The organism is Thioalkalivibrio sp. ALE31 (assembly GCF_000377405.1).
Classification (GTDB): domain Bacteria; phylum Pseudomonadota; class Gammaproteobacteria; order Ectothiorhodospirales; family Ectothiorhodospiraceae; genus Thioalkalivibrio.
Window position 1 is genome coordinate 216819 of the sequence record NZ_KB905021.1, and the last position, 15648, is coordinate 232466.

General features: G+C 68.2%; 15 protein-coding genes. 12 read left to right on the forward strand and 3 right to left on the reverse strand.

Going from position 1 to position 15648, the window contains the following annotated elements:
* Positions 1 to 27 precede the first annotated feature (27 nt).
* The 8 genes from D103_RS0104465 to D103_RS0104500 all read left to right on the forward strand — a co-directional run bounded on the left by D103_RS0104465 (position 28) and on the right by D103_RS0104500 (position 8321).
* Positions 28 to 858, forward strand: coding sequence for a hypothetical protein (locus D103_RS0104465; RefSeq protein ID WP_018875950.1), 831 nt, complete (start codon positions 28 to 30; stop codon positions 856 to 858).
* Between the two features lie 15 nt (positions 859 to 873).
* A complete protein-coding gene (locus D103_RS0104470; RefSeq protein ID WP_018867771.1) occupies positions 874 to 1740 on the forward strand; it encodes a M48 family metallopeptidase in 867 nt (288 codons plus the stop codon).
* Between the two features lie 81 nt (positions 1741 to 1821).
* Positions 1822 to 3042 (forward strand): malic enzyme-like NAD(P)-binding protein, encoded by a 1221-nt coding sequence (locus D103_RS0104475; RefSeq protein WP_018867772.1) that lies wholly within the window; start codon positions 1822 to 1824, stop codon positions 3040 to 3042.
* Positions 3043 to 3072: 30 nt separating this feature from the next.
* Positions 3073 to 3996 carry a malate dehydrogenase gene (mdh, locus tag D103_RS0104480; RefSeq protein WP_018875951.1) on the forward strand — a complete coding sequence of 308 codons (924 nt, stop codon included), beginning with the start codon at positions 3073 to 3075 and terminating at the stop codon, positions 3994 to 3996.
* Entirely contained in the window at positions 3980 to 4936 is a 957-nt protein-coding gene (locus tag D103_RS0104485) for a 5'-3' exonuclease H3TH domain-containing protein (protein WP_018875952.1), read from the forward strand. Before mdh ends, D103_RS0104485 begins: the two co-directional genes overlap by 17 nt.
* Entirely contained in the window at positions 4933 to 5589 is a 657-nt protein-coding gene (locus D103_RS0104490; protein WP_018867775.1) for a DUF1007 family protein, read from the forward strand. Before D103_RS0104485 ends, D103_RS0104490 begins: the two co-directional genes overlap by 4 nt.
* A gap of 10 nt (positions 5590 to 5599) precedes the next feature.
* The gene (locus D103_RS0104495; protein WP_018867776.1) at positions 5600 to 6139 is read left to right on the forward strand and encodes a pseudouridine synthase; all 540 of its coding nucleotides are present in this window, start codon (positions 5600 to 5602) and stop codon (positions 6137 to 6139) included.
* 115 nt (positions 6140 to 6254) lie between these two features.
* Complete coding sequence (locus D103_RS0104500; protein WP_028485042.1) at positions 6255 to 8321, forward strand: transglycosylase SLT domain-containing protein; 2067 nt, start codon at positions 6255 to 6257, stop codon at positions 8319 to 8321.
* 286 nt (positions 8322 to 8607) lie between these two features.
* Here the strand turns inward: D103_RS0104500 and D103_RS0104505 are convergent, their stop codons facing one another.
* Positions 8608 to 8991 (reverse strand): group III truncated hemoglobin, encoded by a 384-nt coding sequence (locus D103_RS0104505; protein WP_017942894.1) that lies wholly within the window; start codon positions 8989 to 8991, stop codon positions 8608 to 8610.
* 68 nt (positions 8992 to 9059) lie between these two features.
* Here D103_RS0104505 and D103_RS0104510 point away from each other — a divergent pair, with 68 nt between their 5' ends.
* Complete coding sequence (locus D103_RS0104510; RefSeq protein WP_018875954.1) at positions 9060 to 9968, forward strand: fructosamine kinase family protein; 909 nt, start codon at positions 9060 to 9062, stop codon at positions 9966 to 9968.
* A 590-nt stretch (positions 9969 to 10558) separates the two neighbouring features.
* On the opposite strand, the gene proC is transcribed toward D103_RS0104510, so the two are convergent.
* Together proC and D103_RS0104520 are read right to left on the reverse strand one after the other, a co-directional pair.
* Positions 10559 to 11377 (reverse strand): pyrroline-5-carboxylate reductase, encoded by an 819-nt coding sequence (proC, locus tag D103_RS0104515; protein WP_018865969.1) that lies wholly within the window; start codon positions 11375 to 11377, stop codon positions 10559 to 10561.
* Positions 11378 to 11386: 9 nt separating this feature from the next.
* Entirely contained in the window at positions 11387 to 12088 is a 702-nt protein-coding gene (locus D103_RS0104520; protein ID WP_018875955.1) for a YggS family pyridoxal phosphate-dependent enzyme, read from the reverse strand.
* A 141-nt stretch (positions 12089 to 12229) separates the two neighbouring features.
* Here D103_RS0104520 and D103_RS0104525 point away from each other — a divergent pair, with 141 nt between their 5' ends.
* From D103_RS0104525 to D103_RS0104535, 3 genes are read left to right on the forward strand one after another with little or no spacing between them, the layout of a single operon-like run.
* Positions 12230 to 13264, forward strand: a complete 1035-nt coding sequence (locus D103_RS0104525) for a type IV pilus twitching motility protein PilT (protein WP_018865967.1) — start codon at positions 12230 to 12232, stop codon at positions 13262 to 13264.
* A gap of 53 nt (positions 13265 to 13317) precedes the next feature.
* On the forward strand, positions 13318 to 14490 hold the full coding sequence (locus D103_RS0104530) for a PilT/PilU family type 4a pilus ATPase (RefSeq protein WP_018865966.1): 1173 nt from the start codon (positions 13318 to 13320) through the stop codon (positions 14488 to 14490).
* Positions 14491 to 14514: 24 nt separating this feature from the next.
* Positions 14515 to 15633 (forward strand): PilT/PilU family type 4a pilus ATPase, encoded by a 1119-nt coding sequence (locus D103_RS0104535; protein ID WP_018875956.1) that lies wholly within the window; start codon positions 14515 to 14517, stop codon positions 15631 to 15633.
* The last annotated feature ends 15 nt before the right edge of the window (positions 15634 to 15648 follow it).

Below are 15648 nucleotides of genomic sequence, written 5' to 3' on the forward strand. Positions count from 1 at the left end.
CGCAACGCGACCGGGTGCGTGACCGCGATGGCGGGCCGTGTCCGAACCGACGAGGGCGTCCTGCGGGGCGCCCTCGTCTGCGTTGTGGGGGCCGTGCTCCTGCTGCTGGCCGGAATGGCTGCGGCGGAGTGCCGGCTGGCGGATCAGGACCCGCGCGGGTTGCAGGCGGTCGAGGTCGAGCGTGTCGTGGGGTTCGACCGGTTGCACCTGGCCGATGGGCGGACGATCCGCCTGATCGGTCTGGCCCCGGCCGCCCCGTTGCCGGAGGCCTTGACTCCGCTGCGCGATCTGCGCCTGCATGAGGGAATACGTGAAGCCCTTGAAACCCGCCTGGCTGCAGCGGGGCAGCGCCTGAAGCTGCGCCCCGCGGACCCCGCGCGGGACCCGGGAGGTACCCCGCGCATGCATGCCTGGAGTGAAGATGGCGCCTTGCTGGCGGCGGATCTGATCGCGGCGGGCGCGGCGATGCCGCGGCCGGGGCCGCGACCGGTGCCGCTGGATGCCTGCCTGTACGCGGCCGAGGCCGAGGCGCGAGCCGCAGAACGGGGGCTGTGGCTGGAGCGCCCGGCGGCCATGCCCGCCCGGGTACTGGACCCGCTGGATGGCGCGCTGCGTCAGGGCCGGCTGCGGGTGATGGCCGAGGTGACCGCGGTGCGCGCGACCGGGCGCCACTGGGTATTGGTGCTGGAGGGCCCCCTAGATTTGCTGATCCGCGGGGATGACCGCGATCATTGGCCCGAGCTGGATCCCGAATCCTTGATCGGTGAGGCGGTGGTCGCGCGCGGTCAGGTGTATCCTTGGAGAGACCGACTCCGGATGCGCATTCGGCATCCGCTCGATCTCGAGGTAGAGGACTAGCGAGGTGCTGGAATAATGCGTGCGTTTCCCAAGTCGTGGCGGCCGGTCCGCGGTCGCCTGGGCTCTCTGCTCCTGGCGGTGCTGGTTGCCGGTGGCCTTGCGGTGGCGATCCCCGGGTGCACCACCAACCCGGTGACCGGTCGCTCGCAGCTGATGCTGGTCTCCGAGAGCCAGGCCATCAGTGCCTCGCGTACCGCCTACGTGGAGATGCTGGCACCGGCACGGGAGGAAGGCCGGATCAATGCCGACCCCGAGATGACCGCGCGAGTGCATGGCATTACCGAAAAGGTCGTCGCCCAGGCCGTGAAGTACCGCTCCGAGACCGCGGACTGGGACTGGGAGATCGTGGTCATCGAGGCCCCGGACACCATCAACGCGTTCGCCATGGCGGGCGGCAAGATGGCGATCTACTCGGGCATCATCGAGCAGCTGGAGCTGACCGACGACGAACTGGCCCAGATCATCGGGCACGAGATCGCCCATGCGCTGTCGGCCCACACCGCGGAGAAGATGTCGGTGGCGCTGGCCAGCAACATGGCGGTTGCCGGCTACGCCATGACGGGGGATCGTTCGCAGATTGCCCTGACCGGGGCGGCGCTGGGCGCGGCACTGGCGGTCCAGCTGCCGCACAGTCGCGCGATGGAGGCCGAGGCCGACGAGATCGGTATGGAGCTGGCGGCCCGCGCGGGTTATAACCCCGACGCCGCGGCGAGCCTGTGGCGCAAGATGGCGGCCCAGTCCAACGGGCGCCACCCGGTCTTCCTCAGTACCCACCCGGCGCCGGAATCGCGCCAGCGTGACCTCACCCGGATGGCCGATCGCTTCCGGCCACTGTACGAAGAGGCGCGCAACAGCCGCGTCCCCACGCACCCGGTCAACTGAAGGATCTCTCCCGTCGCCCGGACTCGCGCCGGGCGGCACGCCGTTTATTTGTTCCCGATCGAAAAAAGGCCCCGCTACACCATGTCCAAGGATTTCAATCAGCGCGCGCTGGAGTACCACGAGCAGCAGCCGGCCGGAAAACTGGCCATCCAGGTCACCAAGCCCACGGCGACCCAGGACGACCTCTCCCTGGCCTACTCGCCGGGTGTCGCCGCGCCGGTGCGCGCGATCGCCGAGGATCCGGAGCTGGCCTATCGCTATACCGGCAAGGGCAATCTGGTCGCGGTGATCACCGACGGGACCGCCGTGCTGGGGCTGGGTAACGTCGGTGCCCTGGCCTCCAAGCCGGTGATGGAGGGCAAGGGCGTGCTGTTCAAGACCTTCGCCAATATCGACGTCTTCGATATCGAGGTGGACGCCCCGCAGCCGGAGGACTTCATCAACACCGTCGCGCGCATCGCCGGCGGGTTCGGCGGCATCAACCTCGAGGATATCGCGGCGCCGCACTGCTTCGAGATCGAGCGTCGCCTGTCCGAGCGCCTGGATATCCCGGTCTTCCACGATGATCAGCACGGCACTGCGATCATCACCGCGGCCGGCCTGGTCAACGCGCTGGAGATCCAGGGCAAGAAGCTCAGTGAGGCGAAGATCGTCTGCGTCGGCGCGGGCGCCGCCGGGATCGCCTCCATGCAGTTGCTGGTCCGCCTGGGCGCGGCCAAGAAGAACCTGTACATGGTGGATCGCAAGGGCGTGATCCACAGCCAGCGCGACGACCTGAACGAGTACAAGCAGATCTTCGCGGTGGACACCGAGGCGCGCAGTCTGGCGGATGCCTGCCGTGACGCCGATGTCTTCATCGGCCTGTCCGGTCCGGACCTGCTGACCCCGGAGATGCTGCGGTCCATGGCGCCGAAGCCGGTGGTCTTCGCGCTGTCCAACCCGGACCCGGAGATCCGCCCGGAGCTTGCGCACGAGACCCGCGATGACCTGATCATGGCCACCGGGCGTTCGGACTACCCGAATCAGGTGAACAACGTGCTCGGCTTCCCGTTCATCTTCCGCGGCGCGCTGGATGTGCGCGCGCGGACCATCAACGACGAGATGCTGGTCGCGGCGGTCCACGCGCTCGCCGGGCTGGCCCGCGAGCCGGTACCGCAGTCCGTGCTGGATGCCTACGGGCGGGATGCGCTCGAGTTCGGCCCGCACTACATCCTGCCGACCCCGTTCGATCCGCGCCTGATCGATACCGTGCCACAGGCGATCAGTCAGGCTGCCCGCGACAGCGGGGTCGCCCGCCTGTAGCCCGCCCCAACCGCAGAGGAGGAGCAGCGCATGCAGAAGATCGCCATCGTCGGCGCCGGGCGCGTCGGTGAATCCACCGCCCAGTTCCTTGCGCGGCGTGACGTCGCCCGCGAGATCGCATTGCTGGATGTGCGCGAGGGCGCGGCGGCCGGTGCTGCCCTGGATATCCAGGAGACCGCCCCGCTGCTGCGCTTCGACACCCGGCTGAGCGGCAGCCACGAGCCCTCGGTGATCGCCGGTGCCGAACTGGTGATCATTACGGCCGGGTTGCCGCGAAAGCCCGGCATGTCGCGCTCCGACGTGCTGGACAAGAACGTCGAGATCCTCGACCTGATCCTGCAGGACATCCTGGTCCATGCCCCGCAGAGCCGCATCCTGGTGGTCTCCAACCCGGTGGACGTGCTGACCTACCGCGCCTGGCAGAAGACCGGCTGGAGCCGCGACCGGATATTCGGCCAGGCCGGGGTGCTGGATACCTCGCGCATGGCCGCCTTCATTGCGCTGGAGACCGGGTTGTCCACCCACGACATCCAGGCGCTGGTACTGGGCGGCCATGGCGATGCGATGGTCCCGATGCTGCGCTATTCCTCGGTCAACGGGGTGCCGCTGCATCACTTCATGGATCAGGCCGCGCTGGACAACATCGTCGAGCGCACCCGCCACGGCGGGGCCGAGATCCTCGCCCTGAAACAGACCTCCAGCGCCTACGGCGCCCCGGCCGCGGCCATCGCCGAGATGGTCGAAGCGATCGCCCTGGATCGGCGCCGGGTGCTGCCCACGGTTGCGCTGCTGGACGGCGAATACGGCGAGCGCGATGTCGCCATGGGCGTACCCTGTATCCTCGGTCAGGGCGGCATGGAACGCGCCATCGAGCTGGATCTGAACGCCGAGGAGCGCGCCGCCTTCGACCAGTCGATCGCCGGGGTGCGGAAGGACCTTGAACGCCTCGCCTGAATCCGCGCCGGTCCCGGATGTGCCACGGCCGACCCTGACGCTGATCGACAGCAGCATCTTCGTCTTCCGTGCCTGGTTCGCACGCGGCCTGGATCCCGACCCGCAGGGCCGCCCGGGCGGCGCGCTGCACGGCCTGGTCCATTCGCTCTGTCAGTGGCTGCCGGCCTGTGCGCCGGGGCCCGTGGCGTTCTGCCTCGATACCGGGCTGCGCCAGGGGTTTCGTCACCGCCTCGACCCGGCCTACAAGGCCCACCGCCCGCCGGCACCGCCGGAGCTGCGCGAGCAGTTCGAACGGATCCGCGAGCTTCTGGGAAGGCTCGGTTTTACGACTCTGGCCGACCCGGAATACGAGGCCGATGACCTGATCGCCAGTCTGGCCCGCTCCGGCCGCGCGGCCGGGTATCGCATCGACGTGAAGAGTGCCGACAAGGATCTGACCCAGGTCATTCTGGGTGATGCGGACCGGCTGCATGACCCGGAGCGCGGCACCGACCTGGATCGCCGCGCGATCGAGAAGCGCTTCCGCATTCGGCCGGAACAGGTCGCGGACATGCTGGCGCTGGCCGGGGACGCCAGCGACAACATTCCGGGGATCGATGGGGTCGGCCCGAAAACCGCCTCGCGCATCCTGCGCCGGCTGCGCGACCTCGACACCGTGCTGGCGGACCCGGCGGCGGTTGCCCGCTGCAATATCCGCCGCGCCCCGGCGGTAGCCGCGGCCATCGCCGCGGCGGCCGACCGCCTGCGCCGTGCGCGCCGGCTGACGGGTCTCGCTGACCGGATCCCGGGGCTGCCGGCGGTCGGCCAGATGCTGCCCCGGGGCCCCGACCCGGATGCAGCGGTCTGGCTCCGGGATCTGGGGGTGGCCCCGACCTATCATGCACCGCTACTGGCCGCCACCACTGCCTGGGCCGGCGCCGAAACGAGACAGACCGCATGACCGCAAGCCGGATAGTCCCCGCGATCCTGATCCTGATGGCGTTGTTGCTGCCGGCCGCTGCGCAGGCCCACCCGCATGCGTGGATCGACCTGCGCGTCAGCTTCGAGCGCGACGCCACGGGGCAGATCACCCACATGCTCCACCACTGGCGCTTCGATCCGACCTACGGGCAATATCTCTACGACGATGCCCAGGAGCATCAGCCGGGGGATACCCCGGAGGCGCGCCTGCAGGGGCTGGCCCGCGAGATCCTGGACAACCTCGCCGAGTACCGCTGGTACAGCCATCTGCAGGTGGCGGACGACGCGATCGGCATCGCCGCCGCCGCGGAACCGCGCATGGCGATGGAGGACGGACTGCTGCACTTCCACTTCCGGCTGGAGCTGGAGACCCCGGTGGATCCCGCCGTCGCGCCGCTGGAGTACAAGGTCTACGACCCGACGTATTTCATCGAGATCCTGCACCAGGAGCCGCACGGCACGCGCATTGTCGATGCCTCCGGCCTGGTGGATGCGACCTGCCAGGCGCAGCTCGAGCGTCCGCGCCCGGATCCGGCCATGGTGGCGCGCGCGATGGCGCTGGACTATGGCGCCAGCGTTGATTACGACCTCGGTCGCTACTTCGCCGAGCGCGTCACCCTGCGCTGCGACTGACGCGCCGTTCATGGCCCGGATTGTCCTGTTTCACAAGCCCTGGGGTGTGCTGCCGCAGTTCACCGACCCCGAGGGGCGGCCGACGCTGGCCGACTACATCGAAATCCCCGGCGTCTACCCGGCCGGACGCCTGGATCGCGACAGCGAGGGCCTGATGGTCCTGACCGACGACGGCCGCCTGAATGCCCGCCTGACTCAGCCACGCCACAAGACCAGCAAGACCTACTGGGTCCAGGTCGAGGGCGAGCCCGACGATGCCGCGCTCGCTGCCCTGCGCGAGGGCGTCGAGCTGAAGGATGGCCTCACGCGCCCGGCGAAGGTGGAGCGCATGGATCCACCGGATCTTCCGGAGCGGGATCCGCCGGTGCGTTTCCGCCGCCATATCCCGACCCGCTGGCTGGCCATCACCCTGCGCGAGGGGCGCAATCGCCAGGTGCGCCGGATGACCGCAGCAGTGGGTCACCCGACCCTGCGTCTGGTGCGCTACCGGGTCGGATCGTGGACCCTCGACGGCCTGGCACGCGGCGAGGTTCGCGTGCTGGATTCCTGATCCAGAGCCGCTTCTTGCCGGATCTGCCGACATGCCCCCGCGAAACCGCCCGGAAGCCGTTGCAAGCGCCCCGGGGCTGGCCGATGATGAACAACCATTGAAGCGAGGGCAGGGCATGCGCCTTTCCAGGAACGTAATCGTCGGGCTCGCCGGCCTGTTGCTGGCTCTGGCCGCGTCGCTGCCGGCGGCGGCCGCGGAGGACGACCGCTACGTCTTCGAGCGCAGTCTGTTCCTGCTGGCGGAGCGGGCGCTGAACCGAGGCGACATGACCGCCTACCGCGCCGCGCGCAGCACCCTGACCGGCTATCCGCTGACCCCCTATCTGGATTACCGCGAACTCGCGCGCAATCTCGGTCGCGCCGAACCGGACGCCGTGCGCGACTTCGTGCGCGAACATGACGACACCCCGCTGGCCGCGCGGCTGCGCAGTAGTTACCTGACGCACCTCGCGCGCGAGGAGCAGTGGGAGGACTACCTTGAGTTTGTCGCGGCCACCGGGGCGAAGCCGTCGCTGTCGGTCGAGCAGGACTGCTATCGGCGCCAGGCGCTCTTGAAGGCCGGCGACCGCGATGCCGCGCTGGAAGACATGGAGTCCATCTGGTTGCACGGACAATCCCGTCCGTCCGCCTGCGACCCCGTGCTGGCCGCCTGGCGCGACGCCGACGGTCTGACCGGCGAGCTTGCCTGGGAGCGTTTCGAGCTTGCCGTAAAGGCTGGCCAGACCGGTCTTGCCCGTTATCTGCGGCGCTATCTGGCGGATGCCGATCGCCGCTGGGCGGAACGCTGGCTGGACCTGGCCAGCCGCCCCGCGCGGGTGGTGGAGGTCGACTTCCAGGCCGACGATCACCGCTCGGCCGAGGCGCTGCTGGAGCGGGCCTTTACCCGCTGGGTCCGACAGGATCTGGACGCCGCGCTGGAAGGTTGGGAGGCGTCCGGGGACGCGCTCGGGCTGTCGACCGAGGCCGCCGGGCGCGTGCAGCACGCACTTGCCCTGCGTCTGGCCCTGCGCTATCGCCCCGAGGCCCTGGACTTCATGGCCCGCCTGGAACCCGAGGTGTTCGATACTCAGTTGCGCCAGTGGCAGGTGCGGGCGGCCCTGTACGAGCGCGACTGGGCGACGGTGATGGATGCGATCCGCGCCATGGATCGCGACGTGCGTGACGAGGCGGCGTGGCAGTACTGGTACGCCCGGGCGCTGGAGCAGACCGAGTCGCTGGAGGCTGCCCGGCGCTTCTACGAGCGCGCCGCCCGCGAGCGCAACTTCCACGGCTTCCTGGCCGCTGACCGGCTGGGCCAGCCCTACCGTATCGGGCATGAGCCCCTGGTGCTGGACGACGGGCGCCGGGCGGCCATGCGTGAGCATGCCGGCATGCAGCGCATGCGCGAGCTGGTTCGCCTGGATCGCTACGCCGAGGCCCGCCGCGAGTGGACCCATGCGATCGCGGGCTGGGATACGCCGGAACTGGAGTCGGCGGCGCGCACCTTCGCCGACTGGGGCTGGCATGACCGCGCCATCTTCACCGCTGCGCGGGCGCGTAACTGGGACGATATCGAGCTGCGTTTCCCGCTGGCCTTTGACGACCTCATCGTGACCGGGGCCCGCGAACAGGCCATCGACCCGGCCTGGGCCATGGCCATCGCGCGCCAGGAGAGCGCGTTCCTGCATGACGTGCGTTCCGGGGCCGGCGCGCTGGGGATCATGCAGGTGATGCCGGCGACCGGCCGCTCGATCGCCTCGGCGGCCGGGGTACGGGTGAACTCCGACTGGGACATCCTCGACCCGGCGACCAACGCCCGGCTCGGGACCTACTACCTGCGGCGCAACCTCGACCGCTTTGGCGGTCACAGCCTGCTGTCCACCGCGGCCTACAACGCCGGGGCCCACCGCGTGCGTTCCTGGCTGCCGGAGGATCGGGCGATGGACCCGGATATCTGGGCCGAACTGATCCCGTTCTCCGAGACTCGCGATTACATTCGCCGGGTGTTTGCCTACCGTATCCTGTACGCGGTGCGCCTGGGGCAGGAGCCGCCGTCGCTGTCCACGCTGCTGTATCCAGTCACGCCGCAGGACCGCCTGGCCGCCAGCCGCGAACGCCACCTGGCCGCCCTGCCGGGCGATGCGGGCATCACCCTCAGTCGGGCCTTCTGCGACGCCCCGGGCTACACCGACAACGCTTGCTAGGGCGTTTGTTCACCACGAAGCTCACGAAGGCACGAAGAAGGGCCAGGTCAAAAGCGGTTTACAGGAAGACGGGAAGGTAAGAAGGGTTCTTGGTGGGAGACGCCCGGGGAGGGCGCTCACGGTGAAGGCCATTGTGTCGCACCCGGGGCCCGCCTGGCCCTGGCCATCACCACCCGGCCTCGGGCCATCCATCCATTTTCCTTCTGACCTTCGGTCCTTCCTGTGAATCGCCCTTGACCTTCTTCGTGCCTTCGTGCGCTTCGTGGTGAAGAACAGGGTGCTGGAACTAGCCGCGGATGATGTCCTCGCGCATGCGGCTGGCGATGCCGTCGGCCAGTTGCTGCCATTCGGCCGCCAGCGGGGCCTCCAGGTGTTCTTCGGTGGTGGCTTTGAAGTGACGCATCCAGACGGCCAGGTCGGCCTCGGTCAGGTTCAGCGGCGCGTGCTTGCCGACCATGTCGATGGTCGGCGGCTGTTCCAGGCGCCCGCCCAGGTTCTGGTACCAGAAATCGGCGATCCGGTTCACGTGATCCGGGAAGTCCTGGATGCGCTCGAAGTGGTGACCGATCTCGGGGTCGGCCGAGAGCCGGCGGTAGAAGTCGTCGATCACCGCGCGGATGCGCTCGGCGCCGATCTTGTCGCACAGGGGTTCGAGCTTGCGAAAGGCCATGGGGGTCTCCTGACGAATCCTGCGTCAGCCGGTACCCTGCACACAGCAGAGCAACCCGGATGCCGAGGATGAACCGATTCGATTCAGCGGGCCCCGACGCCGTGACGGCGGCGGTGGCCCAGTGCATTGCCGACCATACCGGAACGCCGTTCGAGCCGACAGGAAGCCAGGCCTGTTCCGGGGGCTCCATCAACCAGGCGCAGCGCCTGACCGGGACCGACGGGCGTCGCTTCTTCGTCAAGCTGAGCGGGGGCGATGGCGCCGCGATGTTCGCCGCCGAGGCGCGCGGCCTGGAAGAACTCGCGCGCTGCGAACGGCTGAAGATCCCCGAGGTGGTGGGGACTGGCTCCGCCGGCAGTACCCTCTTCCTGGTGATGGAGGATCTCGCGCTGGGCGGGCGTCGCGACGGTGTGGCCCTGGGGCACGGGATCGCCGACATGCACCAGAAGACCCGGACGCGCTTCGGGCTGGATCACGACAACTTCATCGGCAGCACCCCGCAGTCGAATACCGAGCACGACGACTGGGTCTCGTTCTATCGCGACGAGCGCCTGGGCTTCCAGCGCCGGCTGGCGCGCGAGCGCGGGGCCTCGCGCTCGTTGCTGGGAGCGCTGGAGGAGCTGGAGGCCTCCCTGGACGGCTTCTTCGTCGACTACCGGCCCGAGCCATCGCTGCTGCACGGCGACCTGTGGAGCGGCAACTGGGGATTCCTGGCGGACGGGCGCGCGACGATCTTTGATCCGGCGGTGTACTACGGCGACCGCGAGGCCGATCTGGCAATGATGGAGCTGTTCGGCCACCCCGGCCAGGACTTCGTGGCCGCGTACGAGGAGATCCTGCCCATCGACCCGGGCTATGGCGTGCGCCGTACGCTCTACAACCTCTACCACATCCTCAATCACGACCACTTGTTCGGCGGCGGCTACGGCGCCCAGGCCGAGCGCATGATCCGCCAGCTCCTCGCCGAACTGCGCTGACGGCCCACGTCGAGACTTTGAAAGGCAAGGGCGGTTTTACCACGAAGCTCACGAAGGCACGAAGAAGGTCAAGGGCGGGTTTACAGGAAGAAGGGAAGTCAGGAAGAGGTCTTGTGGGGCGGCTGCGGGGCGCGGCCCCGCGCTTTTGCCTTTGCGGTCGCGGCTGGCGCCGGCCTCAGCCCCCAACCCATTTTCCTCCTTCCGAACTTCCTGTGAATCGCTCTTGACCTGGCCCTTCTTCGTGCCTTCGTGCGCTCCGTGGTGAACTAGGGAGACGCTGACTTAATCGCACGTCCGCGTTGGTGCCCCCCCAGTTGTTCGAGACAATCGTTCCGAGACAAGGCGCGTCGTGCAGCGGGTAGTGGTTCTACCCGCAAGCGGCGCAACGCAGGATCGGGGAACAGGGGGCACCAACCCCACAAGCGATTGAGAGCAGGGGCTCGGCCGCCCGTTGTTGATCAAAAACGGGCGCGCGCACAGCGTTGCGGTTCCCTTGTGCAGAATGGCTGCACGGCAGTCACCGCGCCTTGTTCGCACCCAAAAGCGACTCGAGCGCGGACGTGCGATTAAATCAGCGTCTCCCTGGGGTTTCAGCGGCCGAGTTCGCGGGAGCGGTCGGCGGCCGCGGTCATTGCGCGGCGCATCAGGTCGCGCAGGTCGCCGTCCTCCAGTACCTGCAGGGCGCGTTCGGTGGTGCCCCCGGGGGAGGTCACGCGGTGGCGCAGTTCGGCGGGGCTCTCGTCGCTCTCGGTGGCCAGGCGGGTGGCGCCGGCGAGGGTGCCCAGGGTCAGCTCCAGTGCGGTATCGGCCGGCAGGCCCAGCGACTGCGCCGCCTCCTGCATGGCCTCGATCATCAGGAACACGTAGGCAGGCCCGCTGCCGGAGGTGGCGGTCACCGCGTGCATCTGCTCCTCGTCCTCGACCCAGATCGCGCGTCCGACCGCTTCCAGTAGCCGGGTCGCGGTGGTGTGGTCCGCGGGGCCGGCGGTGGGGGCGGCGTACAGCCCGGTGACCCCGGCGCCCACCAAGGCCGGGGTGTTCGGCATCGCCCGGACCAGGCGCGTGGCGTCGCCCAGCCAGCCGGCCAGCTGGGCCGTGGTGATGCCGGCGGCCACGGAGATCACCAGGGGCTCGCCGCGGGACACCGCCTCGCGCAGGGTCGGGGCCAGATCCGGCAGGGTCTGCGGCTTGACGGCGAGGACCAGGGTGGCGGCTTCGGCGGCCAGTTCCGTGGCCTCGGCGCTGGCCAGACCCGGGTAGCGGGCCTGCAGGTCGCGCACGCGCTCGGCGCTCTTGTCTGCGATCGCGATGCGTTCGGCGGCGTGACCGGACTGGACCAGCCCCTGGATCAGGGCCTCGCCCATGTTGCCGGCCCCGATGAAGCCGACCTCGAAGCGGTGTTCCGTCATGCAGACTCCTTATTTGGGTGGACGCGGGCCGAACAGGGCGGTGCCGACCCGCACCAGGGTGGCGCCTTCGAGGATCGCGGCCTCGAGATCGCCGGACATGCCCATGGACAGGGTGTCGAGGGTATGCCCCTGGCTGTTCAGGGTATCGCGCAGGGCGCGCAGGCGCGCAAAGGGTTCCCGCTGGCGCCGCGGGTCGTCCTCGGCGGCGGGGATGGCCATCAGGCCGCGCAGTTCCAGGCCCGGCAGGTCACGCACGGCATCGGCCAGGGTGGCGGCCTCGGCGGGCGCCACGCCGGCCTTCTGCGGTTCCTCGCTGATGTTGACCTGCAGACAGACCTGCAGCGGCGGCAGGCCCGCGGGGCGCTGGTCCGACAGGCGCCGCGCGATGCGTTCGCGATCGACGGTATGCACCCAGGCCGCCCGCTCGGCCACCGCGCGGGTCTTGTTGCCCTGCAGTGCGCCGATGAAGTGCCATTCGAGTCCGAGCGGCGCGGGGGGTGCCTCCAGGGCGTCGTACTTGTCCACCAGTTCGGGCACGTAGTTCTCGCCGAACGCAGACTGGCCGCAGGCGTGCAGGGCGCGGATCTCGTCCGCGTCGCGCGTCTTGCTGACGGCCAGCAGCCGGACCGTATCCGGGTCGCGTCCGGCCTCGCGGCAGGCGGCCTCGATGCGGGCCCGAACGGTGCTCAGGGCATGGTCTGGTGTGGTCATTTCCCTATGATATAGTCCGGAAGAACACAAGGTCACCGCGGATTTTTACGCGGCCCTTCATCAAGCGACAGGGCGTGGTGGTTGCGGCTGCCACCCGGGTGCTGGCGCGCCTTGGCGTGGCGCCCGACAACAGGGGGATGCATGGATATCACGCAGTTGCTGGCCTTCGCGGTCAAGAACGGGGCCTCGGACCTGCACATCTCCGCCGGCATGCCGCCGATGGTGCGCATCGACGGCGACATGCGCCGGGTGAATGTGCCGGTCATGGATCACAAAGAGGTCCAGGGCCTGATCTACGACATCATGAACGACCGTCAGCGCAAGGACTACGAGGAGTTCCTGGAGACGGACTTCTCGTTCGAGGTCTCCGGGCTGGCGCGCTTCCGTGTCAATGCCTTCAACCAGGACCGCGGCGCGGCCGCGGTGTTCCGGACCATCCCCTCCAAGGTCCTGACCCTCGAAGAGCTGGGCGCCCCGCGCATCTTCGAGGAGATCTCGAACTACCCGCGCGGCATCGTGCTGGTCACCGGCCCCACCGGCTCGGGCAAGTCCACCACGCTGGCGGGCATGGTCAACCACCGCAACGAGAACGACTACGGGCATATCCTCACCATCGAGGACCCGATCGAGTTCGTGCACGAATCGAAGAAGTCGCTGGTCAACCAGCGCGAGGTGCACCGCGATACCCACGGTTTCAGCGAGGCCCTGCGTTCGGCGCTGCGCGAGGACCCGGACACGATTCTGGTGGGCGAGCTGCGCGACCTCGAGACGATCCGCCTGGCGCTGACCGCGGCCGAGACCGGGCACCTGGTGTTCGGCACCCTGCATACAAGCTCCGCGGCCAAGACCATCGACCGTATCGTCGACGTGTTCCCGGCGGCGGAGAAGGACATGGTCCGCGCGATGCTGTCGGAGTCGCTGCGCGCGGTCATCGCGCAGACCCTGATGAAGAAGATCGGTGGCGGCCGGATCGCGGCGCACGAGATCATGCTCGGCACGCCGGCGATCCGGAACCTGATCCGCGAGAACAAGATCGCCCAGATGTACTCGACCATCCAGACCAGTGCCGGCACCGGCATGCAGACGCTCGACCAGTGCCTGAAGGACATGCTGGCGCAGGGCGTGATCAGTCGCGAGGATGCCCGTCGCAAGGCGGCCAACCCGGATTCCATTTGATCGATACGGCCCGCTTGGCGTGAACGCCGCACCGGGTATCAGGGGAGAACGCCATGGATCGTGACAAGGCGATCAAGTACATGCATGACCTGCTGCGGGCCCTGGTGGACCGGGGCGGGTCGGACCTGTTCATTACCGTGGGGATGCCGCCGGCGGCCAAGATCGACGGCCGCGTGGTGCCGATGACCGAGCAGAAGCTGACGCCCTCGCACACCCAGGCGCTGGTGCGTTCGCTGATGAACGACAAGCAGTCGGCCGAGTTCGAGCGCCACCAGGAGTGCAACTTCGCCATCGGCCTGCAGGGTGTGTCGCGTTTCCGCGTGAATGTCTTCACCCAGCGCGGCAGCCCGGGCATGGTGCTGCGCACGATCAACTCGGTGATCCCGAAATTCGAGGACATCCAGATGCCGCCGCAGCTGGAGAAGATCACCCAGGAGCGGCGCGGGCTGGTGATCTTCGTGGGCGGTACCGGGTCGGGCAAGTCCACCTCGCTGGCGGCGATGATCGGCTACCGCAATCGCACCACGGCCGACCACATCGTCACCATCGAGGATCCGATCGAGTTCGTGCACGAGCACGACAAGAGCATCATCACCCAGCGCGAGGTCGGGGTGGACACCGAGAACTACGAGATCGCGCTGAAGAACACCCTGCGCCAGGCGCCGGACGTGATCCTGATCGGCGAGATCCGCGACCGCGAGACCATGGACTACGGCATCGCCTTCGCCGAGACCGGTCACCTGTGCCTGTCCACGCTGCATGCCAACAGCACCAACCAGGCGCTGGACCGGATCATCAACTTCTTCCCCGAGGACCGGCGCGAGCAGCTGCTGATGGACCTGTCGCTGAACCTGAAGGCGGTGATCTCGCAGCGCCTGGTGCGCAAGGAGAGTGGCGAGGGTCGGGTGCCGGCGGTGGAGATCATGATCAACACCCCGTTGATGTCGGACCTGATCCTGAAGGGCGAGGTACACGAGATGAAGGAGCTGATGTCGCGCTCGCGCGAGCAGGGCATGCAGACCTTCGACCAGGCCCTGTTCGATCTCTACGAAAATCGCCAGATCAGTTACGACGAGGCTCTGCGCAACGCCGACTCGGTGAACGATCTGCGCCTGCGCATCAAGCTCGACAGCCAGCGTGCCCAGGATGACGGCGCGCCCGCGGTGAAGGATGAAGGCGAGGGTCTGGCGGTCGACGAGCGCGCCGAGGACTTCAACCTGCGCTAGCGCGTCGGGTCAGGGAAACAGACTATGAGCCAGTTGCAGATCGAGCCCTACCTGAAACTGATGGCGCAGAAGGCCGCGTCGGACCTGTTCTTCCTGACCGGCGCGCCGGCCAGCATCAAGGTCGACGGCCAGCTCCAGCCCATCTCGCGCAAGGCGCTGGCCCCGGGCCAGGCCGAGAGTATCGCCCGCGAGATGATGAACGAGCACCAGGCGGAGATCTTCGAGCGCGAGACCGCGGTCAACTTTGGCCTGTCGCGCGAGGGACTGGGACGCTTTCGCGTGAACGTCTATCGCCAGCGTGGCGAGGTCGCGATGGTCATCCGTTTCATCCGCGTGGCGATCCCGACCATCGAGCAACTGGGCCTGCCCCCCGTGCTGAAGGAGTTTGTCTCGCACAACGACGGGCTGGTGCTGATCGTGGGGGCAACGGGCACCGGGAAATCGACCACCCTGGCATCGATGATCGACTACCGCAGCACGAACAAGAGCGGGCATATCCTCACGGTCGAGGACCCGATCGAGTTCCTGTTCAGCCACAAGCGTTCGATCGTGGGCCAGCGGGAGGTGGGGATTGATACCCCCAGCTACGACCATGCCCTGCAGGAGGGCATGCGCGAGGCGCCGGACGTGATCATGGTCGGCGAGGTGCGTTCACGCGAGACCATGCGCGCGGCCCTGACCTACGCCGATACCGGCCACCTGGTGCTGACCACCCTGCACGCGACCAACGCCACCCAGGCGCTGGACCGGGTGATCAACCTGTTCCCCGAGGACAACCGCCCGCAGATCCTGTCGGACCTGTCGCTGAACCTGCGCGCGATCGTGGCCCAGCGCCTGCTGCAGACCAAGGATGGGCGGCGTGTCGCCGCGCTGGAAATCCTGATCAATACGTCCTACATCGCGGAGCTGATCCGGGACGAGAAGATCAGCGAGATCAAGGAGGTGATGGCGAAGGGCGCGTCCGTGGGCATGCAGACCTTCGATCAGGCCATCGTGAAGTTGTTCAAGAGCGGAGATGTGATGCTGGACGAGGCCCTGAACAAGGCCGACTCGCGCGCCGATCTCGAATGGCGCCTGAACTTCGGCGGCGGTGTATCCTCCGCCGACGAAACCGAGGAGGAGCTCAAGCTCCCTGACAAGTAGGAGCCGGCTCGCCGG